This window comes from Nocardia sp. NPDC005825 (genome assembly GCF_040630175.1).
Lineage (GTDB): Bacteria > Actinomycetota > Actinomycetes > Mycobacteriales > Mycobacteriaceae > Nocardia.
In genome coordinates this window covers 43,133-69,347 of record NZ_JBEXXC010000021.1, presented here as the reverse complement: position 1 = coordinate 69,347, position 26,215 = coordinate 43,133, and the positions used below count along the sequence as shown (strand labels likewise).

Annotated in this window: 22 protein-coding genes and 2 tRNA genes; 17 read left to right on the top strand and 7 right to left on the bottom strand. The window is 66.7% G+C overall.

Going from position 1 to position 26,215, the window contains the following annotated elements; genetic code table 11:
• Nucleotides 1-49 precede the first annotated feature (49 nt).
• The 4 genes from ABZ382_RS33940 to ABZ382_RS33925 are packed head-to-tail and all read left to right on the top strand — an operon-like array spanning nucleotide 50 to nucleotide 4,579.
• Nucleotides 50-1,930, top strand: coding sequence for a hypothetical protein (locus ABZ382_RS33940; protein ID WP_357097615.1), 1,881 nt, complete (start codon nucleotides 50-52; stop codon nucleotides 1,928-1,930).
• Complete coding sequence (locus tag ABZ382_RS33935; RefSeq protein WP_357097613.1) at nucleotides 1,930-2,826, top strand: hypothetical protein; 897 nt, start codon at nucleotides 1,930-1,932, stop codon at nucleotides 2,824-2,826. Before ABZ382_RS33940 ends, ABZ382_RS33935 begins: the two co-directional genes overlap by 1 nt.
• Nucleotides 2,823-3,665 carry a DUF6339 family protein gene (locus tag ABZ382_RS33930; protein WP_357097611.1) on the top strand — a complete coding sequence of 281 codons (843 nt, stop codon included), beginning with the start codon at nucleotides 2,823-2,825 and terminating at the stop codon, nucleotides 3,663-3,665. The genes ABZ382_RS33935 and ABZ382_RS33930 overlap by 4 nt, the downstream gene beginning before the upstream one ends.
• Nucleotides 3,666-3,703: 38 nt before the next feature.
• Nucleotides 3,704-4,579, top strand: a complete 876-nt coding sequence (locus tag ABZ382_RS33925) for an alpha/beta hydrolase (RefSeq protein WP_357097610.1) — start codon at nucleotides 3,704-3,706, stop codon at nucleotides 4,577-4,579.
• Between the two features lie 4 nt (nucleotides 4,580-4,583).
• Here ABZ382_RS33925 and ABZ382_RS33920 read toward each other — a convergent pair whose 3' ends face one another.
• Both ABZ382_RS33920 and ABZ382_RS33915 read right to left on the bottom strand, forming a co-directional pair.
• On the bottom strand, nucleotides 4,584-4,943 hold the full coding sequence (locus ABZ382_RS33920; RefSeq protein WP_357097608.1) for a hypothetical protein: 360 nt from the start codon (nucleotides 4,941-4,943) through the stop codon (nucleotides 4,584-4,586).
• A gap of 193 nt (nucleotides 4,944-5,136) precedes the next feature.
• Nucleotides 5,137-5,970, bottom strand: a complete 834-nt coding sequence (locus ABZ382_RS33915; RefSeq protein WP_357097606.1) for a DUF559 domain-containing protein — start codon at nucleotides 5,968-5,970, stop codon at nucleotides 5,137-5,139.
• A 305-nt stretch (nucleotides 5,971-6,275) separates the two neighbouring features.
• Here ABZ382_RS33915 and ABZ382_RS33910 point away from each other — a divergent pair, with 305 nt between their 5' ends.
• Nucleotides 6,276-8,345 carry a neutral/alkaline ceramidase gene (locus tag ABZ382_RS33910; protein ID WP_357097604.1) on the top strand — a complete coding sequence of 690 codons (2,070 nt, stop codon included), beginning with the start codon at nucleotides 6,276-6,278 and terminating at the stop codon, nucleotides 8,343-8,345.
• A 4-nt stretch (nucleotides 8,346-8,349) separates the two neighbouring features.
• Nucleotides 8,350-8,847 (top strand): GNAT family N-acetyltransferase, encoded by a 498-nt coding sequence (locus ABZ382_RS33905; protein WP_357097602.1) that lies wholly within the window; start codon nucleotides 8,350-8,352, stop codon nucleotides 8,845-8,847.
• Nucleotides 8,848-9,018: 171 nt separating this feature from the next.
• On the opposite strand, the gene ABZ382_RS33900 is transcribed toward ABZ382_RS33905, so the two are convergent.
• Entirely contained in the window at nucleotides 9,019-10,020 is a 1,002-nt protein-coding gene (locus tag ABZ382_RS33900) for an MBL fold metallo-hydrolase (protein WP_357097600.1), read from the bottom strand.
• A 273-nt stretch (nucleotides 10,021-10,293) separates the two neighbouring features.
• Between ABZ382_RS33900 and ABZ382_RS33895 the strand changes: the two genes are divergently transcribed.
• Both ABZ382_RS33895 and ABZ382_RS33890 read left to right on the top strand, forming a co-directional pair.
• A complete protein-coding gene (locus ABZ382_RS33895) occupies nucleotides 10,294-12,345 on the top strand; it encodes an ATP-binding protein (protein WP_357097598.1) in 2,052 nt (683 codons plus the stop codon).
• 200 nt (nucleotides 12,346-12,545) lie between these two features.
• Nucleotides 12,546-12,764 carry a cold shock domain-containing protein gene (locus ABZ382_RS33890; RefSeq protein ID WP_357097596.1) on the top strand — a complete coding sequence of 73 codons (219 nt, stop codon included), beginning with the start codon at nucleotides 12,546-12,548 and terminating at the stop codon, nucleotides 12,762-12,764.
• Between the two features lie 110 nt (nucleotides 12,765-12,874).
• Here ABZ382_RS33890 and ABZ382_RS33885 read toward each other — a convergent pair whose 3' ends face one another.
• The gene (locus ABZ382_RS33885; protein WP_357097594.1) at nucleotides 12,875-13,678 is read right to left on the bottom strand and encodes a nucleotidyltransferase domain-containing protein; all 804 of its coding nucleotides are present in this window, start codon (nucleotides 13,676-13,678) and stop codon (nucleotides 12,875-12,877) included.
• 735 nt (nucleotides 13,679-14,413) lie between these two features.
• Here ABZ382_RS33885 and serA point away from each other — a divergent pair.
• Together serA and ABZ382_RS33875 are read left to right on the top strand one after the other, a co-directional pair.
• Entirely contained in the window at nucleotides 14,414-16,012 is a 1,599-nt protein-coding gene (gene serA, locus ABZ382_RS33880; protein WP_357097592.1) for a phosphoglycerate dehydrogenase, read from the top strand.
• A gap of 215 nt (nucleotides 16,013-16,227) precedes the next feature.
• Nucleotides 16,228-17,235 (top strand): 3-isopropylmalate dehydrogenase, encoded by a 1,008-nt coding sequence (locus ABZ382_RS33875; RefSeq protein WP_357097590.1) that lies wholly within the window; start codon nucleotides 16,228-16,230, stop codon nucleotides 17,233-17,235.
• Between the two features lie 221 nt (nucleotides 17,236-17,456).
• Here ABZ382_RS33875 and ABZ382_RS33870 read toward each other — a convergent pair whose 3' ends face one another.
• Entirely contained in the window at nucleotides 17,457-18,635 is a 1,179-nt protein-coding gene (locus tag ABZ382_RS33870) for an MFS transporter (protein WP_357097588.1), read from the bottom strand.
• A gap of 326 nt (nucleotides 18,636-18,961) precedes the next feature.
• Between ABZ382_RS33870 and ABZ382_RS33865 the strand changes: the two genes are divergently transcribed.
• From ABZ382_RS33865 to ABZ382_RS33850, 4 genes are all read left to right on the top strand, one after another.
• Complete coding sequence (locus tag ABZ382_RS33865) at nucleotides 18,962-19,735, top strand: fumarylacetoacetate hydrolase family protein (RefSeq protein WP_357097586.1); 774 nt, start codon at nucleotides 18,962-18,964, stop codon at nucleotides 19,733-19,735.
• A 13-nt stretch (nucleotides 19,736-19,748) separates the two neighbouring features.
• Nucleotides 19,749-21,215 carry a glutamate--tRNA ligase gene (gene gltX, locus ABZ382_RS33860; protein ID WP_357097584.1) on the top strand — a complete coding sequence of 489 codons (1,467 nt, stop codon included), beginning with the start codon at nucleotides 19,749-19,751 and terminating at the stop codon, nucleotides 21,213-21,215.
• Nucleotides 21,216-21,374: 159 nt separating this feature from the next.
• Nucleotides 21,375-21,446, top strand: a tRNA-Gln gene (locus ABZ382_RS33855).
• Nucleotides 21,447-21,514: 68 nt separating this feature from the next.
• Nucleotides 21,515-21,587, top strand: a tRNA-Glu gene (locus tag ABZ382_RS33850).
• Between the two features lie 54 nt (nucleotides 21,588-21,641).
• On the opposite strand, the gene ABZ382_RS33845 is transcribed toward ABZ382_RS33850, so the two are convergent.
• Nucleotides 21,642-22,142 carry a PPOX class F420-dependent oxidoreductase gene (locus tag ABZ382_RS33845; RefSeq protein WP_357097582.1) on the bottom strand — a complete coding sequence of 167 codons (501 nt, stop codon included), beginning with the start codon at nucleotides 22,140-22,142 and terminating at the stop codon, nucleotides 21,642-21,644.
• A 244-nt stretch (nucleotides 22,143-22,386) separates the two neighbouring features.
• Nucleotides 22,387-23,088 (bottom strand): IclR family transcriptional regulator, encoded by a 702-nt coding sequence (locus tag ABZ382_RS33840; RefSeq protein ID WP_357097580.1) that lies wholly within the window; start codon nucleotides 23,086-23,088, stop codon nucleotides 22,387-22,389.
• Between the two features lie 135 nt (nucleotides 23,089-23,223).
• On the opposite strand from ABZ382_RS33840, the gene leuC reads away from it, so the two are divergent.
• The 3 genes from leuC to ABZ382_RS33825 all read left to right on the top strand — a co-directional run bounded on the left by leuC (nucleotide 23,224) and on the right by ABZ382_RS33825 (nucleotide 26,116).
• Nucleotides 23,224-24,648: a 3-isopropylmalate dehydratase large subunit gene (gene leuC, locus ABZ382_RS33835; protein WP_357097578.1), complete on the top strand. Its 1,425-nt coding sequence runs from the start codon at nucleotides 23,224-23,226 to the stop codon at nucleotides 24,646-24,648.
• A 57-nt stretch (nucleotides 24,649-24,705) separates the two neighbouring features.
• Nucleotides 24,706-25,314, top strand: coding sequence for a 3-isopropylmalate dehydratase small subunit (gene leuD, locus ABZ382_RS33830; RefSeq protein WP_357097576.1), 609 nt, complete (start codon nucleotides 24,706-24,708; stop codon nucleotides 25,312-25,314).
• Nucleotides 25,315-25,471: 157 nt separating this feature from the next.
• Nucleotides 25,472-26,116, top strand: coding sequence for an HU family DNA-binding protein (locus ABZ382_RS33825; RefSeq protein ID WP_357097574.1), 645 nt, complete (start codon nucleotides 25,472-25,474; stop codon nucleotides 26,114-26,116).
• Nucleotides 26,117-26,215 lie beyond the last annotated feature (99 nt).

The following is a 26,215-nucleotide window of genomic DNA, read 5'->3' as shown; positions in this document are numbered from 1 at the left end:
TGCTGCGGAGGGGATCAGAAACCAGCTGGGGAAGCCCGAGCTGGACCATTTGACGATCCTGGTGCGGGAGTCCGCCCAGAACAGTTGGGATGCTCGCAAGAGCCCTGGAACCACGGTCGACTTTCGTATCGATCTACAGACTGTCAGTGCTGCTCACACGGCGGCCTGGCGGCAGCATCTGCTCCGGAAGGCTCCGCTCAACGAGCACCTTCCGCTGCGGGAGTCGTTGCGCAAAGGTGTGATCCGACTGTTGTCGATCTCGGATAGGGGAACCCATGGATTGGGTGGCCCGACCCGTGCAGACGAAGTAACTGGGGCCCGTACCGACTTCGTCTCGTTCCTGAGAAACATCGGCGAGCCGCGGAACACCGAACTCGGCGGTGGGACATATGGATTCGGCAAGGGCATCCTCTATTTGATGTCGAGACCCGGGGTAATTATCGTGCATACCCGTTGCATGTACGAGGGCGCGTTTCAGACGCGGCTGATGGGCGCTGCGATGTGGAAGAGCTACCTGGCGGCGGACAACAAACTCGGCGAGCGCCGCTTCACCGGAAGACACTGGTGGGGGGATGACTCCGGGCAGGTGATCGAGCCGTTGGTCGGCCCGGACGCAGAATCTGTGGCCCAGCAGTTGGGTCTGCGACCATTCGGCGCTGACGAGACCGGAACGACGATAACGCTGGTTGACCCCGATCTGGAGGACGGAGAACCCGCTGAGGTAGCGGCGTACATCGCGGAAACGATCGCATGGCAATTGTGGCCGAAGATGGTCGAACAACCCGACGGGACGGTCCCGATGCGCTTCGCCGTGACCTGCGACGGGATCAGCTATCCGGTTCCCGATCCTGCTGAATTCCAGCCGCTGCGGCTGTTCGTCGCGGCCTATCGAGCGATGTCCGGATCCGATGGTCGTGATCTATGGTGCAAACGTCCGAAGCGTCTCCTGGGCAGATTGGGCCTGCAGCGCAAGCCGGTGCTGCCGATGGAGCCGACCAGAGCTGCGGAGATCGCCGGGATCGATCGGAGTGTGCATCACATCTGTTTGATGCGTCCGGCCGAGCTTGTTGTGACCTATTGGCAGGGCCCCAAACCCGCCAGTGAACTCATTTCGTACGCGGGTGTTTTCCGCGCTGACGTCGCCATGGACGACGTATACGCATCCGCGGAACCGCCGACCCACGACAGCTGGAACTTTCAGTCGCTCGAGAATCCGGACCGATCATTCGTCAGCACCACTTTCCGGCGATTCACCGAAGAACTAGAAGGACTGCTCGATCTGGTGGGCAGCGGGGCTACCGAGGTCTCACAGGTATCGCTCGGAGCTGCGAGTGACAAGTTCGCTCCGCTGGTGGGTGGGACTTGGGGGATCGGTAGTGCGACGGACTACGGGCGGCCGGGAGACACAAAAGGGCCAGTGCCTGGCCGGCGCCCGGCGCAGCGCGAGGATCCCGAGTTCGACTACGAGTACATCGAACCAGAGCCTGCGCCGGGTGAGGCAAGAGCCAATGGCAGTCAAGGCAATGGTTCCGGTGACCGGACAGCGGGTGGCGAATCGACGGGAACGTCTGTCCCCGAACGGCGCAGGGTGCCGCGTGCGCGAGTCGCTTACTGCGGTGACCCGTACCCGGACGAGTACCAGGGGACAGCTGTGCTGATTCAGGAATTTCAGCTGCCGGCGCCGATCGTGCAACGCGTCGGCGTCGAACTGGCGGTCGCGTTGACGACAGACGGTGGTCGCGAGACCGACCCGCCGCTAGGTGCCGAACAGCCGGCCCTGGTCGGTTGGGAGGATGACCGTGGAAACCTCAGCGCTACACCGTCCTACGTCATCGAAGGCGGCGACGGCAAGATCTGGAAAGCCGTCGTGAAACCCGCAGCGGACACCATGACGGAGATCCTGATCACCGTGCAGCGGGTGGGTGTCTGATGCACGTGCGCGCCCTGCCGTACCGAACTCCCGATGCCCGTGCGATCGACGCCCACCAGTGGCGCCTCGACCTCGACGGCGGCGAAATCCCTATGCCCGAGGCCTACCCGCACTGGGACTATCAGACGGTGCTGACGCTCCGCAGGCAGGTCGATATAGATCTGGGCCAGGTGATCGCCGAGTCGAAGCTGGCTCCGGGCACCTCGCTGTCGCTCGCCATCGTGTGGACGGCCACGGGATCGAGTCTGCGTGGAACCGGAGCACGCATACCGCTCACCGCAGATGGCCCTGTTGAAGTCGTCGTGGTCCTGCCGGGCGCCGATCTGGGTGGCACGCTCCAGCTCGACACCATCCTCGTGCTGTCGGAGCGCCGGATGGGTTCCGATCGACCGGTGGCCGCCCGCCGTGCCGGATCGGTGCTCTGGAGTGATCGGCACAGTATCCGTCTCCAGGGTGATGCGCCTCAATTCCCCATGGCCATCATCGATTTCGAGAATACGACCTACCCCGACGATGCCGGCTGGTATCTCGATATCGGGTCCAACCTGGAAGCCGCCACGATGGGGTCGTTGCTGCTGCTGGTGAACGAACGCAAGCGAGTTATTGCGAGTGCGCTCGAGAACGCGGCGAAGCCCCGTGCTCAAGACCAGGTCGCACTGTCGATGGTCTATATCGATGTCGCGCGGACGATGATCGAGCATGCATTGGCCCAACCCGACTTTGAGGACTCCACGACCTACCCTGACGATTCGTTGGGGGCGACGCTCCAGGCACTGTTCGCGAGATTGTTTCCGTCAACCACGATCAGCGAGATCCGAGCTCTCTCCGCTCGCTCACCGAGCCTGCTCGCCTCGGACATCCAGGCGGCGATCAACAATCTGGAGGGCCTCGCATGAACTTGCTCTACCCGAGGCTACTGAAACCGCGGGCCCGTGAACTCGCACAGGAACAGCGGACGCTCGAGCTCGAGGAGCTGACCAAGAGGTGGCGTACCTCGGACGAGTCCGCTGTGTACATCGCAACCGGTGGCGCTCGAACGCAGGGCGAAAGCCTGCGACGGATTCGCGATCTGGTCCTGTCGCTGGCCGAGGCTTCGGGCTATCCGGATCATCCGAGTCCGGCGGAGTCCGGTGCGTTCGACCTGGCCGTCGCCGAACATCTGCATCGCGAAATGCACCTGGCTCCGGCTGAGGCGTCGGCCACCGATGTCTGGGCATTTCAGTCACTCGTTCTGATGCCGGATATCGCGCAATGGAGATTTCCTGGGAAGACTGCGTCGGATCGCGCGTTCAATGAGCGTATTCGCGGCTCACGGTTGGATCGGCACGTTTTCGGTCGGCTGTGGTGGCGAGCGCAGTTGGTCCACTCGCCGGAGGACCCCAATCCATATGCTGCACTGAATGTTCTGGGAGAGGCCGCCTTCGACCAGATCTACGCCCGCCGATCGACGTTGGGTGCGAGCCCGCACATGGTCAAATCCATCTTGAGGGTGTGGAACAGTCTGGACTTGCGCGGGCTGACCGAGCGCGAGGTCTTGCGGGACTTCTTGAAGAGACTTCTTCGGTTGGCTCCGTTCGTGGCGTTCGATGCCGTCGACGACGAAAGCCTCGATGTCGAACTTCGCGCAGTCGCCCATGAGACCGTGTTCGCTGCGCTCGTGGTCGCCGGATGGGATGGGTACGAGGCGTCTCAGCGGGCGAACGCCGCAGTCGCCGGTTCGGCGGTCATAGTCTGAGTCGAGCAGGTCCGCGAACTGGCGGGGTAGCGTGGGCTATGGCTGCTGATCAGGATCCGCCGGTAATCCCGGGTGTTCGTCGAAGCTTTGTGGAAGCGCGGGGTGTCCGATTCCATGTGACGGAGGCCGGGGAGGGGACGCCTGTGTTGGCGTTGCATGGGTGGCCGCAGCATCACTATGTGTACCGGGATCTGTTGGGGAATCCGCCGGTAGGGATGCGGGTGATTGCGCCGGATCTGCCGGGGTACGGGTGGTCGGGGGCCGCGGGGCATCGGTGGGCCAAGGATGATGTGGCGAGTGATCTGTTCGCGCTGATGGATGCGCTCGGGGTGGGGAAGACGCTGCTGGTCGGGCACGACTGGGGTGGGTTCGTTGGGTTCAGGATGATACTGCGGGAGCCTGAGCGGTTTCGGGGGTTTCTGGTCTGCAATATGGCGCATCCGTGGTCGCCGGCCGGTGTGGTGGCTCGGCAGTTCTGGCGGCTGTTGGCGTATCAGCCGTTGATGGCGAGTGTGGGGGTGCCGTTGCAGCAGCGGACGCGGTTCTTGGATGCGCTTTTCGGGGCGGCTGCAAACGGGGAGGGTCGGTTCGATCCGGAGACGATTGCGATCTTCGCGGATCGGTTCAAGGATCCGGTGGTTGCGCGGGCTGCGCGGGATACGTATCGGACGTTCCTGTTGCGGGAGGTGCCCGCGTTGATACGGAATCCGGAGCGCCGGCGGGCATCGATGCCGGTGCGGGCGCTGTTCGGGAAAGATGATGCGGCGGTGCACTATTCGTTGGCCGCGGCGGAGACAGCCAAGGCGGACGACTACACGCTCGAATTGGTGGACGGGTGCGGGCATTTCGTCGTCGACGAGCGGCCCGATCTGGTGCGGGCGCGGTTGATCGCGTTGGCGGCCGAGACCGAGTAGGCAGCTAGCTGATGGTGAATACCCAGGAGCCATTGCAGCCCGACGCGGGGGCCCAGCCGGGCTCGTAGCGCCAGGATGTTTGTGCGCTGCCGGGGGTATAGCTGATGTTCCATCCGCCGGTGGCGGTCGCGATGGGGTTGTCGTTGTAGTTCAAGGACGACAACGTGTAAGGGCTGATGTTCCAGTCGACATCGCCGAGAATGCTGCTGTGGACGGTGATGTAGGCGGTGCCGGCCATCTGGTTGTCCACGTATAGGCAGGCGTTCGGATACAGGTCGGCGTGCGCCGGCGCGGCCATGACGGTTGCCGCGGTCGCGGTGGCGGCGGCTGCGAGTGCGATTCTGACTGCGGACGTCGGTTCCATGCTGTTCACCTTTGCGGCTCGATATCAATTGATTTGTGCTGGAACGGAAGTGTTCAGCGGAGGTAGTTGATCGTGGTGGCCTTGAGGGTGGCTTAACGATTGCTTGGAGGTGTGGTTGGCTTCCGGCTCCAAAACTGGTGGATGCTGGTCAGGAAACTGACTGGGGGAGGGGTGTTTTGGAGGGATAGGGCAGTCAGGGGCGCCAGCGGGTTCGCCGGCGGTGGCGAATCGCCGCAGCTGCTTCGTCCGCGCACGCATCGAGACGTTGGAAGACGTCGGCCGCGGCGTACCGAAGGATGAACCAACCCTCGAGGGCGAGCGCGTTCTGCCGACGTCGATCATGTCGGAACGCTGCTGGAGTCGAATGGAACTCACGTCCGTCGATCTCGATGATGGTGGACGAGTGTTCGTCCACGAAGTCGCACATGTACTGGCCGACCGGATGGTTCGGGAGCAGACGGATATTCCGCTCGAGCATGGCGCGGGCGAAAATTCGTTCTGGTTCCGACGCGAAGCCTGCTGCGGCTGCTCTGAGCTGCGCTCGCAAGGCCGGTGACCCGTGTAGGCCCGAACAGAGGTCGACCAGATCCTGTGGTCGCACAGTACGACCAGCGTGATTGTCGATCAAAGCCTCGGCTTCGGACTTCGAGAGAACCCGAAGGCAATCCAGCAGAGTGCGGGCAACAGTCGTCATAGGCAGGTCGGACGTGAAGTCGATCCAGTCCGGCCGGAGGTCACGACGGTAGAGATGCAGCCACGACGGTGTCCTTCGCCGGATGGTGGTCGGAGCGGTTGCCTCGATCTGTGGTGGTTCTGGAAGCATCCCGGCCAGCCACGCCGCGGTGCGGTGGCTCAGGACGGCGGACGGGAGCCATGTGATCACCGCATGGCATTTCACGATAGTGGTCGGCTCGACGGTGCAGTAGATCCCGGGAAGCAGTCGGGTGGAAGCGCCCTGGCGGCAGCGATAGTCGATGGTGCTGTCGGGTACGCCTTCGGCTCGGAGTTCGGCACGGGTGCGGATCACTGTCCGAGCGTGGCAGAGCTGTCGCGATGACAGCCCACCGCGAACTGGGCGAACACCGCGAGCTGTGGACAACCCTGAGCGTGTGAAGATTGCGGGGCGGACTGGCGGTGACCTGGCGGTATCGGCGCGTGTGAGGGGCGAGATGGGGCTGCGGCGGATAGGGTGGCGGGCGCGATTCCAGGTGGATGGCTAGAAATTGGTCAAGTGACCGACTAGTCTGCGGGGAACCTGGAATGGAACAGGTTCACTCTTTGGCGTGGCGGCTCGTGGTCGCTGTGGCGCGGTGACGGATAGTGAGGGTTCGGATGAGTCTGTCCCGGCGGGCTGTGTTGGCTGGCGCTGCTGTTGGTGGCGTGGGGGCCAGTGTGGCTTTTGGTGCGAATATTGTTGGGGCGCAGCCCATCAAGCATCGGGAAGCTGGGGCCGGGTACCTCGTCGGGGTCGGGATCGCTGATATCACCGGAGCGCCTGCGGGCCAGGGGATGATGGGGTACTCGGAGGCTGATCAGATCACTACGGGGCTGCTGTCGCGGTGTTACGCGCGCGCCTACGTCGTGGTGGATCAGGCGACGGGGGATCGGGTAGCGTTCGTGAACACGGACAATGCCTGCTTGTTCCAGTCGGTGCACCTCGTGGTGATGCAGCAGTTGCAGCAGCGGTTCGGGGGGTTGTACACCGAGCGGAATGTCAACCTCAATGCGACGCACAACCATAACTCCTGTGGCGGCTCCGCGCGGGAGTACGCGTATTCGCTGGCGGCCATGGGGTTTCAGCAGAACTCGCATGATGCCGAGGTGAACGGGATCGTCAAGGCGATCGTCAACGCGCACGAGAACCTCGCTCCGGGGGCGATCATGCTCGGGCGCGGGGAGTTGCACGACGCGAGCGTGAACCGGTCGCGGGGGGCGTTCGAGGACAATCCGGCGGAGGACAAGGCCGCCTTCCCGGACGCCATCGACCCGCAACTCACGGTGTTGAAGTTCCGGCAGGGTGGCAAGGACGTCGGGGCGATCACCTGGTTCGCCACGCACGGGACGTCGATGACCGACCGGAACACGTTGATCTCGCAGGACAACAAGGGGTACGCGAGCTACCGCTGGGAGCATGACGAGATGGGGGTGCGGCACCTGGACGGGCCGCCCTCGTTCGTGGCGGCGTTCCCGCAGACCAATGCCGGCGATATGACGCCGAACCTGTGGATCCAGAAGATGCACCCGTCGGGGCCCACCGAGGACAATCGCACCAACTGCGCGATGATCGGTGAACGCCAGTATCAAGCGGGCCGCAGGGCTTTCGACGCCGCGGCGCCGATGAGCAGCACCGGCGTCGACTCGGTGCTGCATTACGTGGATCTGTCCGACACCGCCATCGACGGCGCGTACACCCCGGACGGGAAGCCCGCCCGCACCGCGCCCGCCATGATGGGCGCGGCCGCCATGGCGACCAGTACCGAGGACAACTGGAACTCGCAGCTGTCGTTCCTGCAAGAAGGTGACGCCAACCCGATGGTGGCGGCGCTCGGCGGATTGAACTCGCCGATCGAGGACTGGATGCAGGATGTGCAGTCGCCCAAGCTGATTCTCGCGCCGCTCGGCGTGCTGCCGCCGCGGCCGTGGGTGCCGCAGGTGGTGCCGCTGCAGCTGATGCGGATCGGCGACCTGGTGCTCGCCTCCGGACCCGCGGAGTACACCGTCGTGTCGGGGCTGCGGATCCGGCGCCTGGTGGCGCGAGCGCTCAACGTTCCGCTGGAGAACGTGCTGCTGCAGGGCTACGCCAACGGGTACTGCGGGTACGTGACCACGCCGGAGGAGTACGCCAGCCAGCAGTACGAGGGCGGCGAGACGCTGTTCGGGCGCTGGACGCTGTCGGCGCACATGCAGGAATTCGACCGGCTCGCAAAGGCTTTGGCGGCGCGCATCGACCTCGGTCGCGGGCCCGCACCGCTGGACTGGGCCTTCGGGCTGCAGCCCAACCTGCTCGCCCCGGTCCCGGCCGACACCCCGCACGCCGGTCGCGCCTACGGCGACGTGCTCACCCAGCCGCAGGCGAACTACACGGCGGGACAGACGGTTTCGGTGGAATTCGTCGGCGCGCACCCGAACAACAACTTCCGGCTCGACGGCACCTACTTCGAGGTCCAACAGGGGACCGGCGACGACTGGCGGCGCGTCTACGACGACAACGACTGGTGCACGGAGCTGCACTGGTCCCGCCCGGCCGGTCAGGACGCCGCCTCCACCATCGCCATCCAGTGGACGGTCCCCGACAGCGCGCCCGCGGGGCGCTATCGCATCCAGTACACGGGCGACAGCCGCGACGCCGCCGGGATCAACCGTGAATTCACTGGCACATCAGCGGAATTCGTGATCGGCTGAACCCATGTTCGTTCGACCCGCCGACCCATCCGACGAGAAGCTCCTCTGGGCGATGCTTTACGAAGCGTCTTATGCCCGGGCGCAAGGTTTCGACTCCCCGGACCAACTGCGTGACGTGCCCGGTCTCGGGCACTTCGTGGAAGGCTGGGGAGCCGCAGGCGATCTCGGCGTCATCGGCGGATTCGACGGAGTTCCGCTGGGCGCGGCGTGGCTGCGGCTGCTCACCGCCGAGGACCCGGGCTACGGGTACGTCGACGACGACACTCCGGAACTGGCCATCGGTGTCGCGCCCGAGAGCCGCGGCACCGGCCTCGGCACAGCCCTCATGACCGCGCTGCTCGATGCGGCCCGCGAACAGTACGACGCCGTCAGTTTGAGTGTGCGACTGGAGAATCCGGCGCACCGGCTGTACCAGCGGCTCGGCTTCGTCGAGATAGACGGTTCCGAGATGATCAACCGTGCCGGAACCACCAGCGTCACAATGGTTCTCCGCTTCCGCTGACTGTCGGTCCGCCCTGGGATAGACCACCGGGCGCTCAGAGCGTGATGAAGATGCGCCCGATGCTGCTGTGGCGCTATGTAACTGGAACGCTGCGCCGTCGTATTCGCGGGTGGCCACACCGATCTTCCGCTCGCTCGCGCCGCTCGCGAAGAAGATCGTGTGCCTGCACTGTTACGAGAGGTCGAAGGCTAATCGGCCCGGCGCGAGATAGTCCTCGCGGTCCAGCAGCATCCGGATCTCGGGGCGCTCGTCCTCGGGCATTCGTTCCAGCTCGGAGTGCACAGGCGTCACGAACGCCTCGCCGCGTGCCGTGATCAACGGCAGCCAGTTGTCGTGGTGGTTGGGCACGAAGACTTTCGGGCGCAGTGCCTCGATGTAGCTGCGTGGATCGCGCAGACCATTGGTGAACTGGTTGTAGCCCTGCACCGCGCCGATGTGCACGTCGGAGGCGGGCAGACCGCGCAGGACGTCGAGGACGGCTGGGGCCTTGTCCAGCAGCGGCCCCGAGGAATCGTGCCAAGTCAGCACGAAATCGCCGAGCCGGAACTGGTAGAGCAGCACCCCGCCTTCCGGCGCGAGCAGGTTCCGGGCCAGATGCCCGGCCTCGGACCGGCCCGGGGGATAGGCGCGGATATCGCACAGGCAGGGCTTGGGCCGGATAGGCGCGGAGGCGTCGGGCCCCTCGTGGCGAGGCGTGCGCGCGGAGTGCAGGTGCCGGACGGCGGTCACCGACAGCCCCGGCGCGAGTTCGAAGTCGTAGCGGTCGCCGGGTACGGAGGCATCGGAACCCAGCTCCCGGCAGGCTAATTCGGCCCCGCCGACCTGCTTGCGTGCGGTCGCGCAGTGGGATGCCGTTCCGTGCACCACGGCCCCGCTGGCCCGTGCGATGGCCCCGGCGTCGGCGGCGTGATCGAAATGCCCGTGCCCGATGAAGATCGCCGCGGGTTCGAGCGCCGCGACCTCCTCCGGCGTGGTCGGCACGTACCCGGCGGTGAGTCCGCGTGGCACCCACGCGTCCAGCAGGAACACCACCCCGCCCATGGCCACCGCGAAACTGGCGCAGCCGAACCAGGACACGAGCACCTGATCGGCGCGCACGGCCCCGCTGTCCGGGTCCACGGCGTCCGCGCCGAAGAAGCGCTGTCGCGCCGCGATCATCCGACTATCGGCCACCGTTCCCCCTGTCGTCTTGGGTGGCGGACCGCGCTGTCCGCCGGGGAGCATTCTGCCCGGAACCGACCGGACTGTCACTCAACGGTTTCCATCCGGACACGGAAGCGGTTGCCGAGATCTTGCCGTTGCTCTGGGCTATCGCCAGGTGAATCCTGGAATCACACCGTGACGAAGTGGTGGGTGAATGTTCAGCGCGTTGTTAATCAATCGGCGTTGCATCGTATTCAGAGGTAGCTGAACGGAGGCTGCCCTGAGGGCAATTGGGGGCCCACCATGTACAACGACGTGCATGTGGCCGCGCAGGATCGCGAGGACCGCAAGTACACGATGCGCATCAGCCGGTTGGCGATCGACAAGCTCGGCATCCGGCTCTACGACCGGGTCTCGGCGGTGCTGGCCGAACTCATCGCCAACTCCTACGACGCGGACGCCACCGAGGTCGAGGTGGTGCTGCCGTGGGGCGCGATGCTGGCCGGAACCATCAGGTCCGCCGACGAACCCGCCTACGAGATCGTGGTCTCCGACAACGGGCACGGCATGACCGCGGCCGAGGTCAACGAGCACTACCTGATGGTGGGCTCGGACCGGCGGGTCCGCACCGGCTCCGACCTGTCGCGCGAACGGCGGCGTCCGGTGATGGGGCGCAAGGGAATCGGGAAGCTGGCCGCCTTCGGCATCTGCCGCACCATCGAGGTGATCACCGCGGGCAGCCGCGACGACGACCGAACCCCGATGGGCTGGAACGTCTCCCACATCGTCATGGACCTCGACGACATGCTCTGCGACACCGAGAGCGACTACTTCCCGCGCCCGGGCGCCCTCGACGGCACGGTCACCGCCAGCCGCGGCACCACGATCATCCTGCGCAATTTCTTTCGGAAAAGGGTGAATTCGGGAACCGAACTGAACCGGCAACTGGCCGCGCGTTTCGGAATCGAACGCCAGGACTGGCGGGTGGAGGTCCGCAATGCCATCGGCCGGGAGAGTTTCGTCCTCAGCCGCCTGCCGATCGACGTCATGGAGGAGACCCGCATCGACGTCAGCCGCGTCCCCGTCCGATTCGGGCGGCAATACCTGCCGGTGACCGGCTGGATCGCCTATTCGAAACAGCCGTACCGGGACGAGGCCATGGCCGGGGTGCGCATTTACGCGCGCGGCAAGATCGTCGCGCAGACCCGGGATTTCGGCATTTCCTCCGGATTCACCGGCGAATTCAAACTGCGCTCCTACCTGGTCGGCGCGATCGAGGTGGACTGGCTCGACGATGACGACGACCTGGTCCGCTCCGACCGCCAGGACATCATCTGGAACTCCCCGCGCGGCGAGGCCCTCGCGCAATGGGGCCAGGCCCTGATCAAGGAGATCGGCCGGCTCGGCGAGAAGTCCGTCCGCCGCCGGGTCTGGGAGGAGTTCGTGGAACGCTCCCGCATCCACGAGACCCTCGACGCCATCGCCCCCGGCGACCGCCTGTTCCGTGACTCGGTCCTGGACGCGGCGCGAATCCTGGTGGCGCACAAGGACCGTGCCTCGCTCGACGATCCCGCGCACCTGGAGAACATGCTGCGGCTGGCGCTGTCGCTGGGCCCGCAGCGCAGCCTGCTCGACACCCTCAAGGAGATCGCCGAGGACGCCGATCCGGAACTGGATGTGGTGGTCGCGCTCTTCGAACGGGCCCGCGTCGCCGAGATCTACTCGCTGGGCCAGATCGCCAGCGAACGGGTCGCCGTGGTGGATCGGCTGCGCTCGCTCATCGACGACCGCCGCTCCCTGGAACGCCCCTTCCAGGAGCTGATCGAATCCGCGCCGTGGCTGCTCGCCCCGGAATGGACGCCACTGGGCATGAACGAATCCCTCAAACGGGTGCGCGCCAGCTTCGAACGCTGGTACGCACAGAAATTCGGGACGCCACTGGTGACCTCCTCCATCGGCAGCGAGAAACGCGAACCCGACTTCGTGCTGCTGCACGACTCCGGCGAGCTGTGGATCGTCGAGATCAAGCGGATGGACTACCACCTCACCGACGAGGAGTACAACCGCGCGGTCAACTACCTCTACGAACTCGACCATTTCCTCGACGAGAACCCCCGCATCGGCGCGCAATTCCCGCGCCGGCGACTGACTTTCATCGTCGACCACATCGACCGGCTCGGCCCGGCCTCGCTGTCCTCCCTGGTCAGCGATCAGCGGGTGGACCGCCGCACCTGGCGCGAACTGCTCGACGCCACCCTGCGCGCCCACCGCGACTTCCTCGAACGGGTCTACGCCATGCGCGTTTCCGACCGCGGAGCCGACGAGCCGCCCACCGGCACGGTGCGCGCCGGCTGAGCGGAGCATCCGTCCGCCGCGAGTGATACGCGGCGGCTGGGGAATTCGATAACAGAGCACATGGTCGCCTCGGTCCGGACGCGCAGCCCGGACGGCGCGCGCCGGGCTCGGGCGACCACCCGCGCGCGCCGCGACCGTGACACCATGGACCGCGGCACGCGCGGGGCGCGAATTGTGATCGAGTTCGAGAAAGTTTGGTAATGGTGCACGGCACGGTGAAGTGGTTCGACAGCGAGAAAGGGTTCGGGTTCCTCCGCCCGGACGGCGAGGGCCCGGACGTGTTCGTGGAGTACACCGCGCTACCCGGCGCCGGATTCCGGTCGCTGGCCGAGGGGCAGCGCGTGGAATTCGAGGTGCGCGGCAGCAAGCCGGGGCCGGAGGCGGTGGCCGTGCGGGTCATCGCGGGCGCCGACCGCTGACCTCCGCTCGAGCTGGTGCGCCTTGGTCTTCATCGGCCCACACCGATCGAGGCGTTCCCAGCGCGGCGGCTGAACCGGGCCCCGGCGCGGGCGACGTCCGGACGATTCTCTCAGCCCCGCACCTGGCTCCGGAAGAACTCCGCCGCCAGCGCCTGCGCGCGCTCCCGCCGCGCGGGATCGACGGTCGCGAACTCCAGCGCGGCGCGCTCGAACTCGGCTGAGATGAAGTCCGCGATCGGCGCGGGCACGTCCCCGGCGCCCATTTCACGCGTGCGTGATTTCAGCTCGGTCAATTCCCGCACGGACTCGACGAATTCACGCGGCAGCTCGCATTCGGCCAGCAGGGTCGGTAAATGCATCGGGGCCACCGCCTTATCGGGGTGTTCGTGCATCCACCGCAATGCCATGGCGGGCCGCAATGAATAGAACACCTTCTTCAATGACCTGTTCGAATCGAACAGCCGCCATTGCCGCCGGCCCAGGTGCAGATAGTGCCGGGCCACCCGCTGCCGGTCGGCGACATCGTCCGCGAGCGTGCGCAATTCGTCCCGGAATTGCGGGTCGCCGCGATACGCGATCGGCGACATCAGCCATTCGATGAGCACGGCATTGCCGTTCACCAGCAGCCGCAGCGCCTTCACCAGATCCCACCCGTTGACATCGAGCAGCCCCACCAGTGGCGTCTCGATGACATCGCGTCCGGGCCACGGCGTGAGGTAGTCGTCGGCCGGGCGCAGGTAGACGAACCGGCAGTCGTAGTCGGAGTCCGGGGACGGGAATCCCCAGGCGCGACTGCCACTCTCGATGGCGAGCAGCACGTCGACGCGGTGTTCGCGCACGATCCGGTCCAGTTCGCCGTCGATCGTGGCGACCACCGCCGGGTCCATGGAGGCGGGGATCGAACGCAGGGTCATGGCAGGCGACGGTAGCGCTCGGGATCGCGCTGGTCCATGCGTTTTTCGCGCAGAGAGCCCCCAGAATTAGGGGCGTGATAGCCGCGTTATATGGCGGGAATTCGACACGTATATGAAGGGGGCCACAGAATTCCGAGGCCGTGACGCCGGTCACATCGTGTTAATCCCCCGTAACGGGCCGCGAAATCGGCCCGATAGGCTCCACGTCAGAAAGTTCGTACGGATTTCAGAAGAGGTATTTCCATGATCCCCGTTATCATCGACACCGGTTCCGCTGCTCTGAGCGGTCTGCTCGACACCGGCTCGGCCGCTCTGCACGGCATCCTGAACACCCTGTGGACCGGCTCTTTCGGTCGCTAAGGACTACTGACGTCGATTACTCGACTTTCGAAAGCCCGGCCTCGGACTCCGTAGCTCCGAAGCCGGGCTTTCGGCTATCTCGAATGCCTGTGCGGCGAGGCCTGATTCCGCGCTCGGGTGCCCCCGTCGCCGGTATGACCAGCGGGTCCGCGGGCCCGAACCTGAACGCCTGCCCAGGAATAGCGGCCCGAATCACATCGCCCCAATCGAGCCGTACCGCGCGGCCTGTTCCCCGTGGGACGCGCGCGGCCCTCCGGAAACCCGCAGTTCACGGCTTTGATGGCAGTTGCCTACCAGGCGGTACAGCGCCCCGATTCCCAGCCCACTAAGCTGACGCCCGTAAATCCCGGATCCCTTCCTCAGGAGTACCCCACCGTGAGCCAAGCAGGCCGCCCTGTTGTTCTGATCGCCGACAAGCTCGCCCAGTCGACCGTCGACGCGCTGGGCTCCGGCGTCGAGGTTCGCTGGGTCGACGGCCCGAACCGTCCGGAGCTGCTGGCCGCCGTGCCGGAAGCCGATGCGCTGCTGGTCCGTTCGGCCACCACCGTCGACGCCGAGGTGCTCGAGGCGGGCAAGAACCTCAAGATCGTCGCCCGCGCCGGCGTCGGCCTCGACAATGTCGATGTGCCCGCGGCCACCGAGCGCGGCGTCATGGTCGTCAACGCGCCGACCTCCAACATCCACACCGCCGCCGAGCACGCCGTCAGCCTGCTGCTCTCGGCCGCGCGCCAGATCCCGGCCGCCGACGCCACCCTGCGCGAGCACACCTGGCAGCGCAGCAAGTTCAACGGTGTCGAGATCTTCGGCAAGACCGTCGGCGTCATCGGCCTGGGCCGCATCGGCCAGCTGTTCGCGCAGCGTCTCGCCGCCTTCGAGACCAAGATCGTCGCGTACGACCCCTACACCTCGCCGGCCCGCGCCGCCCAGCTGGGCATCGAGCTGCTGACCCTGGACGAGGTGCTCGAGCGCGCCGACTTCATCTCCATTCACCTGCCCAAGACCCCCGAGACCAAGGGCATGCTGAACAAGGAGACCTTGGCCAAGACCAAGCCGGGCGTCATCATCGTCAACGCCGCCCGCGGTGGTCTGATCGACGAGCAGGCCCTGGCCGACGCCATCACCTCCGGCCACGTGCGCGCCGCCGGCATCGACGTGTTCGAGACCGAGCCGTCCACCGACAGCCCGCTGTTCGAGCTGCCGCAGGTCGTCGTCACCCCGCACCTGGGCGCCTCCACCGCCGAGGCCCAGGACCGCGCGGGCACCGATGTCGCCAAGTCGGTGCAGCTGGCCCTCGCGGGCGAGTTCGTGCCCGGCGCGGTGAACGTCACCGGCGGCGCGGTCAACGAGATCGTCGCCCCGTGGCTGGACATCGTCCGCAAGCAGGGCGCGCTGCTGGGCGCCCTCGCCAGCGAGCTGCCGGTCTCCATCGAGGTCCAGGTCCGCGGCGAGCTGTCCTCGGAAGACGTTGCGGTGTTCGAGCTCTCGGCGCTGCGCGGCGTGTTCTCGGCCCTCATCGAGGACTCGGTCACCTTCGTCAACGCCCCGTCGCTGGCCAAGGAGCGGGGCCTCGAGGCCACCGTCACCACCCACACCGAGTCCCCGACCCACCGCAGCCTGGTGGACCTGCGCGCCGTGTTCGGCGACGGCCGCACCCTGAACGTGGCCGGCACCCTGACCGAGCCCGCCCAGGTCGAGAAGATCGTCAACATCAACGGCCGCAACTACGACATGCGCGCCGAGGGCCTGAACCTGGCCGTCCTCAACTACGAGGACAAGCCGGGCCAGCTGGGCCGCCTGGCCACCAAGCTCGGCGACGCGGGCATCGACATCCTCGCCGCCCAGCTGACCCAGGACCTGGAGGCCCAGGGCGCCACCGTCGTCCTGCGCGTCAACAAGGACGTCCCGGCCGAGGTGCAGTCCGCCATCGCCGAGGCCGTCGGCGCCGCCAAGGTCGCCCTGGTCAGCCTCGACTAGTCGATCTCGCACAACGCGATCCGGGCCCCCGCCACGAAAAGTGGAGGGGGCCCGGTGCGTTCGCTGGAGGCCGGAGCCAGCGGCCCCGATCCCACTGGTTGGGAGTGATTCGCCCTGGTGAAAGGGGTTAACGCGGCACCGGCTATGGTGGCCGGGACTCTCCTGTCAGCGCGGAGAGGACCACCCGCGCGTTATCGAAACGGAGCATGGATTTCATGAAACTCGCTGTCATTCCGGGCGACGGTATCGGCCCCGAGGTCATCGCCGAGGCCCTCAAGGTGCTCGATGTGGTGGTGCCCGGTGTCGAGAAGACCGCATACGACCTGGGAGCCAAGCGGTTCCATGCCACCGGCGAGATCCTCCCGGAGAACGTGATCCCGGAGCTCAAGCAGCACGACGCCATCCTGCTGGGCGCCATCGGCGACCCGTCGGTGCAGTCCGGCCTGCTCGAGCGCGGTCTGTTGCTGCGCACTCGCTTCGAGCTCGACCACCACGTGAACCTGCGCCCCTCGAAGCTGTACCCGGGCGTCACCAGCCCGCTGGCCTCGAACCCGGACATCGACTTCGTGGTCGTGCGTGAGGGCACCGAGGGTCCGTACACCGGCACCGGCGGCGCGATCCGCGTCAACACCCCGCACGAGGTGGCCACCGAGGTCTCCACCAACACCCGCTTCGGCGTCGAGCGCGTGGTCCGCTACGCCTTCGAGACCGCCCGCAAGCGCCGCAAGCACCTGACCCTGGTGCACAAGAACAACGTGCTGGCCTTCGCCGGTTCGCTGTGGTCGCGCACCGTGGCCGAGGTCGGCGCCGAGTACCCGGACATCGAGACCGCCTACCAGCACATCGATGCCGCCACCATCCACATGGTCACCGACCCGGGCCGCTTCGACGTGATCGTCACCGACAACCTGTTCGGCGACATCATCACCGACCTGGCCGCCGCCGTCTCCGGTGGCATCGGCCTGGCCGCCTCGGGCAATATCGACGCCTCGGGCACCAACCCGTCGATGTTCGAGCCGGTCCACGGTTCGGCGCCCGACATCGCGGGCCAGTCCAAGGCCGACCCGACCGCCGCCATCCTGTCGGTGTCGCTGCTGCTGAACCACCTCGGCAAGACCGAGGAGGCCGCCCGCATCGAGGCCGCCGTCGCCAAGGATCTGGCCTCGCGCTCGGGCGCCGCCTCGACCGTCGAGGTCGGCGACCGGATCGCCGCGTCGCTCTAACGCGCCACCGATTCACGACCGAAGCCCCCGTCCCGCGACCGCGGAACGGGGGCTTCGTCGTCGTGCCCGAGCCTCTCCGGAGTGCCATCCTGGAGTGGATTCGGTGAAATGAACTGGGGCAGTGGGGCGTTTCGTCCGGATAGTGAGGCGTATCGCACAAATGCATTCGGATGCGAAAACGTAACGGGCGCAGGTCTTCCTGATTTGCCGCGAATCAGCCGCTACCGGGAACCCCTGGGTACCAACGGGACTGCCGCCAGTGCGATCAGCGCCGTCAGCAGGTAGGTGACCGGAAAACCGGCCGCCGTGATCAGTGCGCCGAAGGCCGGGGCGATCGCGGCCGCCGCCAGATTCTGGCCCGTGTTCTGGATACCCAGCCCACGACCCGACCAATACGGCCCCGCGATCTCGGCCACCGCCGTGAAGGCCAGGCCATTGTCGGCCACGGTGATGACCGAGGCCGCGATCAGGATCGGGATCGCCGCCCACCACTGCTGCGTCCAGGCCGCTACGGCCAAGGCGGACAGGGAGATTACCGCCGCCACCGCCACCGTGCGCAGCGGCCGCAGACGGCTGCTCACCCGGTCCGACCACACGCCCGCGCCGATCCGCCCGGCCGCGCCCAGGATCTGGGTCACCGTCACCAGCGCGCCGGCCGCGGGCAGCGACAGGCCCACATCGCGGTGCAGCCACAGCAGGCCGAACGTCCAGATGGTGGCCTGGGGGATGACCAGCAGCACCGACACCACGTGGATGCGCAGCAGCGTGGAGTCCCCGCGGTACGGATTCACGGGACGCCCTGAGCCCCCGGCGGATTCGGGTCGCGGCGGATCCACAATCCCGGCCAGGCAGCCGATCGCGGCCGCGCCCGCCATCACCGCGGGCACCAGTACCGCCATCGAGAACCCGTGTGCCGCAGCGATGGCCGGGATCGCCAGCGCCCCGATCGCCACGCCCAGCGGCTGCGCGGTCTGCCGGATGCCCATGGCCAGCCCGCGCTGATCGGTCGGGAACCAGCCTACGATGACCCGCCCGCTGGCGCCGTTGGTGCTGCCCGCGCCCGCCCCGGCCAGGAACAGCAAGGCCCCCAGCGCAACGTAGTTCGAGACGGTGGCGGCCGCCAGACCGGCCACGAACATGACCGCCGGACCGGCCACCAGCGCCTTGCGCTCGCCGACCCGATCGACCACCCAGCCCCACGCGATCAGCGTGCAGCACAGGCCGACCAGGGGCATGGCCACCAGCAGGCCGGCGGTGGCCAGCGGCAATCCGCGCTGGGTCAGCGCCGGCAGCAGGAAGGCGGCGCCGTTCACCATCACGGCGCTGGCGGTCTGGGCGAAGACGCCGAGGCCCAGCATGGTCCACCGTCGTGTCGTGCCCGTCTCCGTCACGGTGGTCATGACCTCACCTCGCGTCTCACAATGTGGAATCGATGTCCTACAATTTGAACATCCGGTCTTACGGTACACCTGGGGCGCAAGGCGATTTCCGGGGCGAGCTGTCTGTTTGCTCACATTCGGGCATTGATCTTGTGAGTCCCGCGGACCGGTCCGAGATCGCTTGCGTATAAGGGCATTCCACATCCGGTCCGGGGCGGTGCGGGCCGATATGCCGCACCGGCTCGGGGCCCGCCCGGGCGTCCCCGCCGCCCTCGCGCCCCGGCCCGGTCCCGCCCCGCGGTCGGGCGCGTTCGGGCAGGTCGAAGCCGGTCGATAGGATGCCAACCATGCGCCTAGGTCGAGTTGCCAGCCCAGATGGAGTCGCTTTCGTCAGCATCGAAGGGGACGGCTCCGACGCCGTCGCCCGAGAGATCGCCGAACACCCGTTCGGTACCCCGACCTTCACCGGTCGCAGCTGGCCGCTGGCCGATGTGCGCCTGCTGGCCCCCATCCTGGCCAGCAAGGTGATCTGCATCGGCAAGAACTACGCCGCGCACGCCGAGGAGATGGGTGGCCCGGCCCCGGCCGACCCGGTCATCTTCATGAAGCCGAGCACCTCGATCCAGAGCCCCAACGCCCCGATCATCCTGCCGCCCAGCTCTTCTCAGGTGGACTACGAGGGCGAGCTGGCGATCGTGATCGGCCGCCCCTGCAAGGACGTGCCCGCCGCCCGCGCCAACGAGGTCATCCTGGGCTACACCGTCGCCAATGACGTCACCGCCCGTGACCAGCAGCGACACGACGGCCAGTGGACCCGTGCCAAGGGTTACGACACCTTCTGCCCGCTCGGCCCGTGGATCGAGACCGCCCTGGACCCTTCGGATCTGGAGATCGTCACCGAGGTCGACGGCCAGGTCAAGCAGCGCAGTCGCACTTCACTTCTGCTGCACGATATTCCGAAGCTCATCGAGTGGGTCACCACCGTAATGACCTTGCTGCCGGGCGATGTCATCCTCACCGGCACCCCCGAGGGCGTCGGGCCGCTGCAGGCCGGTCAGACCGTGTCGGTGACCGTGTCCGGTATCGGCACCCTGTCCAATCCCGTTGCCGCCAAACGCTGAACGAAAGAGAGCCATGTCTGACGTCCGGGTTCGTTTCTGCCCGTCACCCACCGGCACGCCGCATGTGGGTCTGGTCCGCACCGCCCTGTTCAACTGGGCCTTCGCGCGCCACCACGGCGGCACCTTCGTCTTCCGCATCGAAGACACCGACGCCTCACGCGATTCCGAGGAGTCCTACGCCGCCATCCTCGACGCCCTGCGCTGGCTCGGCCTGACCTGGGACGAGGGGCCCGAGGTCGGCGGCCCCTACGCGCCCTATCGGCAGTCGCAGCGGCGCGAGATCCACCTCGACGTGGTGCGGCGCCTGCTGGCGGCGGGGGAGGCCTACGAATCCTTCTCCACTCCAGAGGAAGTCGAGGCCCGCCACAAGGCCGCCGGCCGCGACCCCAAACTGGGCTACGACAACTTCGACCGCGACCTGACCGACGAGCAGATCGCCGCCTACAAGGCCGAGGGCCGTCCCGCGGTGGTGCGCCTGCGCATGCCCGACCGCGACCTCACCTGGAACGACCTGGTGCGCGGCGAGACCACCTTCCGCGCCGGCGTGGTTCCCGACTTCGCGCTCACCCGCGGTAATGGCGATCCGCTCTATACGCTGGTCAACCCGGTCGACGACGCGATGATGAAGATCACCCACGTGCTGCGCGGCGAGGACCTGCTGTCCTCCACTCCGCGTCAGCTCGCGCTCTACGACTCCCTGAAACGAATCGGCGTCGCGGAGTTCACCCCGGAGTTCGGGCACCTGCCCTTCGTGATGGGCCAGGGCAACAAGAAGTTGTCCAAGCGCGATCCCGAGTCGAATCTGTTCCATCACCGCGACCGCGGGTTCATTCCCGAGGGTTTGCTGAATTATCTGGCACTGCTCGGCTGGAGCATCGCCGATGATCATGACCTCTTCTCCATGGCGGAGATGGTGGCGGCGTTCGATATTTCGAAGGTGAATTCGAATCCGGCCCGATTCGATCAGAAGAAGGCCGACGCACTCAACGCCGAACATATTCGGATGCTCACCCCCGGTGATTTTGCTCACCGGCTGCGGGAGTTCCTCACCGGACACGGACATATCGGCGCCGAGATCGACGAGAAGCTGTTCGAAACCGCGGCCGATCTCGTTCAGACGCGTATCAAGGTGCTCGGGGATGCCTGGGATCTGCTGAAGTTCCTGTTCATCGCGCCCGCGGACTTCGCGATCGACCCGGCCGCGAAGGAAAAGAATCTCGGCGCCGATGCCGCTCCGGTGCTGCAGGCGACGGTGAAAGCCCTCGAAGGCGTCTCGGAATGGGCCACGGCCCCGCTGGAGACCGCGCTGAATACCGCGCTGATCGAGGAGCTCGAGCTCAAGCCGCGCAAGGCGTTCACCCCCGTGCGCGTCGCGGTGACCGGATCCCACATCAGTCCGCCGCTCTACGAGTCGATGGAACTGCTGGGTCGCGAGGTCACCATGGACCGGTTGCGCGCGGCCCTCGCGGAGATCGGCTGAGGCCGGTGTCCGACAGGCCCTGAGGTAAGCCCGAATTGATACACAAACCGGCCTCTGACCAGCTGGTTTGTGTATCTACCGGGGGATGCTGCTAATCTTCTTCTCGGCCGCAGAGCAGCCAGGAACTTCCTCCGGGGAGATCCTGAAAGCCCAGGTCAATGGGGTATGGTGTAATTGGCAACACAGCTGATTCTGGTTCAGCCATTCTAGGTTCGAGTCCTGGTACCCCAGCTGCGAGAGCTCCGGCTCTCGAATTCGAGAAGGCCGGTGGATTGCCAAATCCACCGGAATCTCATCCTGGTCCCGTCGTCTAGCGGCCTAGGACGCCGCCCTCTCAAGGCGGTAGCGCGGGTTCAAATCCCGTCGGGACTACAAAGTGCAGGCCCCCAGCCAATCGGCTGGGGGCCTGCACTGTTTCCGGGGTTCTTACGGCTGCTGGCCGTGGGTGCTGCCGCCCAGCGGCATGGCGGGCAGGCCGAGTTTGCGGTGATCCCAGCTGCGGGTCCGCTCGGGCACCACGCGCACGGCCACCCGCTTGTGCAGCATCTGCTCCACGAACGGCTTCATCTCTTCGCTGTAGGGCCCGGTATAGCGTTCCCACACGCTGATTCCCACTTTGAACAGCGCTTCGGGGTCGTCGACGACCTCGGCGCGGCCCTCGATGGAAATGCCGCGCAACTGGTCGTAGGTGTCGCCGGCCTCGACCATCACGGTGATGCGCGGATCGCGCCGCAGATTCACCGTCTTCTGGGCCTTGGCCTTGGTCTCGAACCAGATCTCGCCGTCGATGAGCGCGTACCACATGGCCACCAGGTGCGGCCTGCCCTCGGCGCTCAGCGTGGCCATGGTGGCGACCCGGCTGCGCTCGAGGAATCCCGCGATCTCCTCGTCGGACATCACGATCTGCGCGCGTTGATTAACTCCCATGGGCCGACTGTAATTTACGGCGTATGAGCGCGGTCACACCGGCCATTTCCTGCCACGCGCGGGACTTGTCCGGCAGTTTGCCGGGCCGCGGAAACGCCGCAGCCCCCGCCGGATCCGGCGGGGGCTGCGATCGGCGCCCGGGTCGTGGGCGGTCGGGGGAGTGTCGAGCGGCCGCTGAGGCTGTCGTGACGGCTGTGGCCACCCCGAGTGTCCCCCGGGGGCCGCAAAGTCCGTCAGCGTCGCGTCAGAGGCGCTTGTGGAGGGCGTCGGCGGCGGCCACCAGGTCCGCGGCCCAGCGCGCGCCCGGGCGGCGGCCCATGCGGTCGATGGGTCCGGAGACCGAGACGGCCGCGATCACGCCGCCCGCCGCGTCGCGCACCGGCGCGGAGACGCTGGCCACGCCGGCCGCGCGTTCGGCCGCGCTCTGCGCCCAGCCGCGGCGGCGGACCTCGGCCAGCGCCCGCTCACCGAACACGGCCTCGGGCAGGATGCTGCGCTGCGATTCGGGATCGGCCCAGGCCAGCAGGACTTTCGCGGCCGAGCCCGCGGTGAGCGGTAGTCGGGCCCCGATGGGCACTGTGTCACGCAGGCCCGCGGCCGGTTCCATGGCGGCCACGCAGACGCGGGCATTGCCGTCGCGGCGGTAGAGCTGCACGCTCTCGCCGGTGATCTCGCGCAGGCGCGGCAGGATGGAGGAGGCGGCGTCCAGGAGCGGGTCGCTGGCGGTTGTCGCCAGTTCCGACAGGGCCGGACCGGGCCGCCACAGGCCCTGGCTGTCGCGGGCCAGCATGCGATGCGTCTCCAGGCCCACGGCCAGGCGATGTGCGGTGGCGCGGGGCAGGCCGGTGCGGGCGCACAGCTCGTTGAGGCCGCAGGGTTGCTCGGCTACGGCGTGCAGGACGGCCATGGCTTTGTCCAGAACCCCGATACCGCTATGCTGTCTCATAGAACGATATTAGCGTCTCGCATGTTGGGAAGTGCAAATTGACTGCGCGGCAAACCGGCCGCTCCCCGGCTTCGGACGCGAGCCACCGTGTCACCAGCCCGGGCACGGGAATGTCTATCGAGAGGTGATGGAGCTATGGCCGACCGGCCACGCACTCTGGCGGAGAAGGTCTGGGACGAGCATGTCGTCGTGCGCGGCGAAGGCGAGGGCGAGCACCGCCAGCCCGACCTCATCTACATCGACCTGCACCTGGTGCACGAGGTCACCAGCCCGCAGGCGTTCGACGGCCTGCGCGCCGCGGGCCGCCCGGTCCGCCGCCCGGATCTCACCATCGCCACCGAGGACCACAACGTCCCGACGGTCGACATCGACAAGCCGATCGCGGATCCGGTCTCGCGCCTGCAGGTCGAGACGCTGCGCGAGAACTGCCAGGAATTCGGTGTCCGCCTGCACTCGATGGGCGATGTCGAGCAGGGCATCGTGCACGTGGTGGGCCCGCAGCTGGGCCTGACCCAGCCGGGAACCACCGTGGTGTGCGGTGATTCGCACACCTCCACCCACGGTGCGTTCGGCGCGCTGGCGATGGGTATCGGCACCTCGGAAGTGGAACACGTGCTGGCGACGCAGACTTTGTCGCTGCGCCCGTTCAAGACCATGGCCATCAATATCGACGGGGAGCTGTCGCACGGCGTCACCGCCAAGGACGTGATCCTGGCGGTCATCGCGCAGATCGGCACCGGCGGCGGTCAGGGCTATGTGCTGGAGTATCGCGGCGCGGCCGTGCGCTCCATGTCCATGGAGGCCCGGATGACCATGTGCAACATGTCGATCGAGGCCGGCGCCCGGGCGGGCATGGTGGCCCCCGACGAGGTCACCTACGAGTACCTGAAGGGCCGCCCGCACGCCCCGCAGGGCGCGGACTGGGACGCCGCCGTGGCGGCCTGGGACGCCCTGAAGACCGACGAGGGCGCGGTTTTCGACGCCGAGGTGCACCTGGACGGGTCGGCGCTGACCCCGTTCGTGACCTGGGGCACCAACCCGGGACAGGGTGCGCCGCTGGGCGACTCGGTGCCGGATCCGGAGCAGATCGTCGACGAGAACGAGCGCGCCGCCGCCGAGAAGGCGCTGGAATACATGGACCTGACCCCGGGTACCCCGCTGCGGGACGTCGCCGTGGACACGGTTTTCGTGGGTTCGTGCACCAACGGCCGGATCGAGGATCTGCGCGCGGTGGCCGACATCCTGAAGGGCCGCAAGGTCGCGGGCGGGGTGCGGATGCTGATCGTGCCGGGCTCGATGCGGGTGCGGTTGCAGGCGGAAAAGGAGGGTCTGGGCGAGATTTTCACCGCCGCGGGCGCGGAATGGCGTCAGCCGGGCTGCTCGATGTGCCTGGGCATGAACCCGGATCAGCTTTCCCCCGGTCAGCGCTGTGCCGCCACCTCGAACCGCAACTTCGAAGGGCGACAGGGCAAGGGCGGCCGTACGCACCTGGTCTCGCCGCTGGTCGCGGCGGCCACCGCGGTGCGCGGAACCCTGTCCTCACCTGCGGATCTGAACTGATCGCCCGCCGGTAGCGGCCCAGATTCCGCTGCCCCCACTGACTCAGGAGAAACAACGATGGAAGCCTTCAAGGTCCACAAGGGGATCGGTGTTCCGTTGCGCCGATCCAATGTCGACACCGACCAGATCATCCCGGCCGTCTATCTGAAGCGCGTAACCCGAACGGGTTTCGAGGACGGTCTGTTCGCGGCATGGCGGACGGATCCGAACTTCATTCTGAACACCGAGCCTTACAACCGGGGTAGTGTTCTGGTCGCCGGTCCGGATTTCGGGACCGGATCCTCACGTGAGCACGCGGTTTGGGCCCTCAAGGACTACGGCTTCCGGGTCGTGATCTCCTCTCGCTTCGCCGACATCTTCCGCGGGAACGCGGGCAAGGACGGGCTTCTGACGGCCCGGATGGCCCAGAGCGATGTGGAATTGCTCTGGAAGTTGCTCGAGGAACAGCCGGGTTTGGAATTGGCGGTGGACCTCGAGGCGCGCACCGTGTCGGCCGGAACCGTCGTGTTGCCGTTCGATATTGACGACTACACGCGGTGGCGCCTGCTGGAAGGCCTGGACGACATCGGTCTCACACTCCGGCACAGCGACGAGATCAGCCAGTTCGAAAACGCAAGGCCGACTTGGAAACCCGCAACCATTCCGGCCCGTATTTCGCAGACGTAATCATTGATGGGCGTTAGCTGGACGCCCTCAAACCCGGTAGCTGAGCGTGTGCCATGCGTCATGTATTTCCGCGTGGCACATAGACTCTTGCCCCGAAAGGGTTTACCGTGGTACCTAGTCGGTCCGACGACGGGCCAATTAGTCTGCGGAGGATTCAATGAACAAGGCGGAACTGATCGATGTTCTGACCGAGAAGTTGGGTACTGACAGGCGCACCGCTACTGCAGCTGTCGAGCAGATGGTCGACACGATCGTGCGTGCTGTGAACAAAGGTCAGAGCGTCACCATCACGGGATTCGGCGTCTTCGAGCAGCGGAAGCGCGCGGCGCGTGTCGCTCGCAACCCGCGCACCGGCGAAACCGTCAAGGTGAAGCCGACTTCGGTCCCGGCCTTCCGTCCCGGTGCGCAGTTCAAGGCGATCATCGCGGGCAAGCAGAAGATCGCCTCGAGCGGCCCGGCCGTGAAGCGCGGTGTGGCTGCCCCGGTTTCGGGCAAGGCCGGTGCGAAGAAGGCCGCCGCCAAGAAGACGGTGAAGAAGGCCGCCACCAAGGCTCCGGCCAAGACCACCGCCAAGAAGGCGGCGTCGAAGGCTCCCGCCAAGAAGGCCGCCGTCAAGAAGGCAGTCGCCAAGAAGGCCGCCGTGAAGAAGACGGTCGCCAAGAAGGCTCCGGCCAAGGCCGCCACGGTCAAGAAGGCCGCCGTTGCCAAGAAGGTCACCGCCTCGAAGGCCACCACGGCCAAGAAGGCGGCCAAGAAGGCTCCCGCCAAGAAGGCCGCCGCGAAGCGCACCGCGCGCCGCTAATCCGGCGACAACCCGTCGCTGACGGGGGTTTTGGAGCAGGACGACACGTGAGACGGCCCGGCATCGCCGGGCCGTTTCGCATGTCCGGGGCCGGTAGGG

Coding starts and splice junctions, on each gene's coding strand:
- ABZ382_RS33935 (WP_357097613.1), top strand. CDS start 1,930: ATGCACGTGCGCGCCCTGCCGTACCGAACTCCCGATGCCCGTGCGATC.
- ABZ382_RS33930 (WP_357097611.1), top strand. CDS start 2,823: ATGAACTTGCTCTACCCGAGGCTACTGAAACCGCGGGCCCGTGAACTC.
- ABZ382_RS33925 (WP_357097610.1), top strand. CDS start 3,704: ATGGCTGCTGATCAGGATCCGCCGGTAATCCCGGGTGTTCGTCGAAGC.
- ABZ382_RS33920 (WP_357097608.1), bottom strand. CDS start 4,943: ATGGAACCGACGTCCGCAGTCAGAATCGCACTCGCAGCCGCCGCCACC.
- ABZ382_RS33910 (WP_357097604.1), top strand. CDS start 6,276: ATGAGTCTGTCCCGGCGGGCTGTGTTGGCTGGCGCTGCTGTTGGTGGC.
- ABZ382_RS33905 (WP_357097602.1), top strand. CDS start 8,350: ATGTTCGTTCGACCCGCCGACCCATCCGACGAGAAGCTCCTCTGGGCG.
- ABZ382_RS33895 (WP_357097598.1), top strand. CDS start 10,294: ATGTACAACGACGTGCATGTGGCCGCGCAGGATCGCGAGGACCGCAAG.
- ABZ382_RS33890 (WP_357097596.1), top strand. CDS start 12,546: ATGGTGCACGGCACGGTGAAGTGGTTCGACAGCGAGAAAGGGTTCGGG.
- ABZ382_RS33885 (WP_357097594.1), bottom strand. CDS start 13,678: ATGACCCTGCGTTCGATCCCCGCCTCCATGGACCCGGCGGTGGTCGCC.
- ABZ382_RS33875 (WP_357097590.1), top strand. CDS start 16,228: ATGAAACTCGCTGTCATTCCGGGCGACGGTATCGGCCCCGAGGTCATC.
- ABZ382_RS33870 (WP_357097588.1), bottom strand. CDS start 18,635: ATGACCACCGTGACGGAGACGGGCACGACACGACGGTGGACCATGCTG.
- ABZ382_RS33865 (WP_357097586.1), top strand. CDS start 18,962: ATGCGCCTAGGTCGAGTTGCCAGCCCAGATGGAGTCGCTTTCGTCAGC.
- gltX (WP_357097584.1), top strand. CDS start 19,749: ATGTCTGACGTCCGGGTTCGTTTCTGCCCGTCACCCACCGGCACGCCG.
- ABZ382_RS33845 (WP_357097582.1), bottom strand. CDS start 22,142: ATGGGAGTTAATCAACGCGCGCAGATCGTGATGTCCGACGAGGAGATC.
- ABZ382_RS33840 (WP_357097580.1), bottom strand. CDS start 23,088: ATGAGACAGCATAGCGGTATCGGGGTTCTGGACAAAGCCATGGCCGTC.
- leuC (WP_357097578.1), top strand. CDS start 23,224: ATGGCCGACCGGCCACGCACTCTGGCGGAGAAGGTCTGGGACGAGCAT.
- leuD (WP_357097576.1), top strand. CDS start 24,706: ATGGAAGCCTTCAAGGTCCACAAGGGGATCGGTGTTCCGTTGCGCCGA.
- ABZ382_RS33825 (WP_357097574.1), top strand. CDS start 25,472: ATGAACAAGGCGGAACTGATCGATGTTCTGACCGAGAAGTTGGGTACT.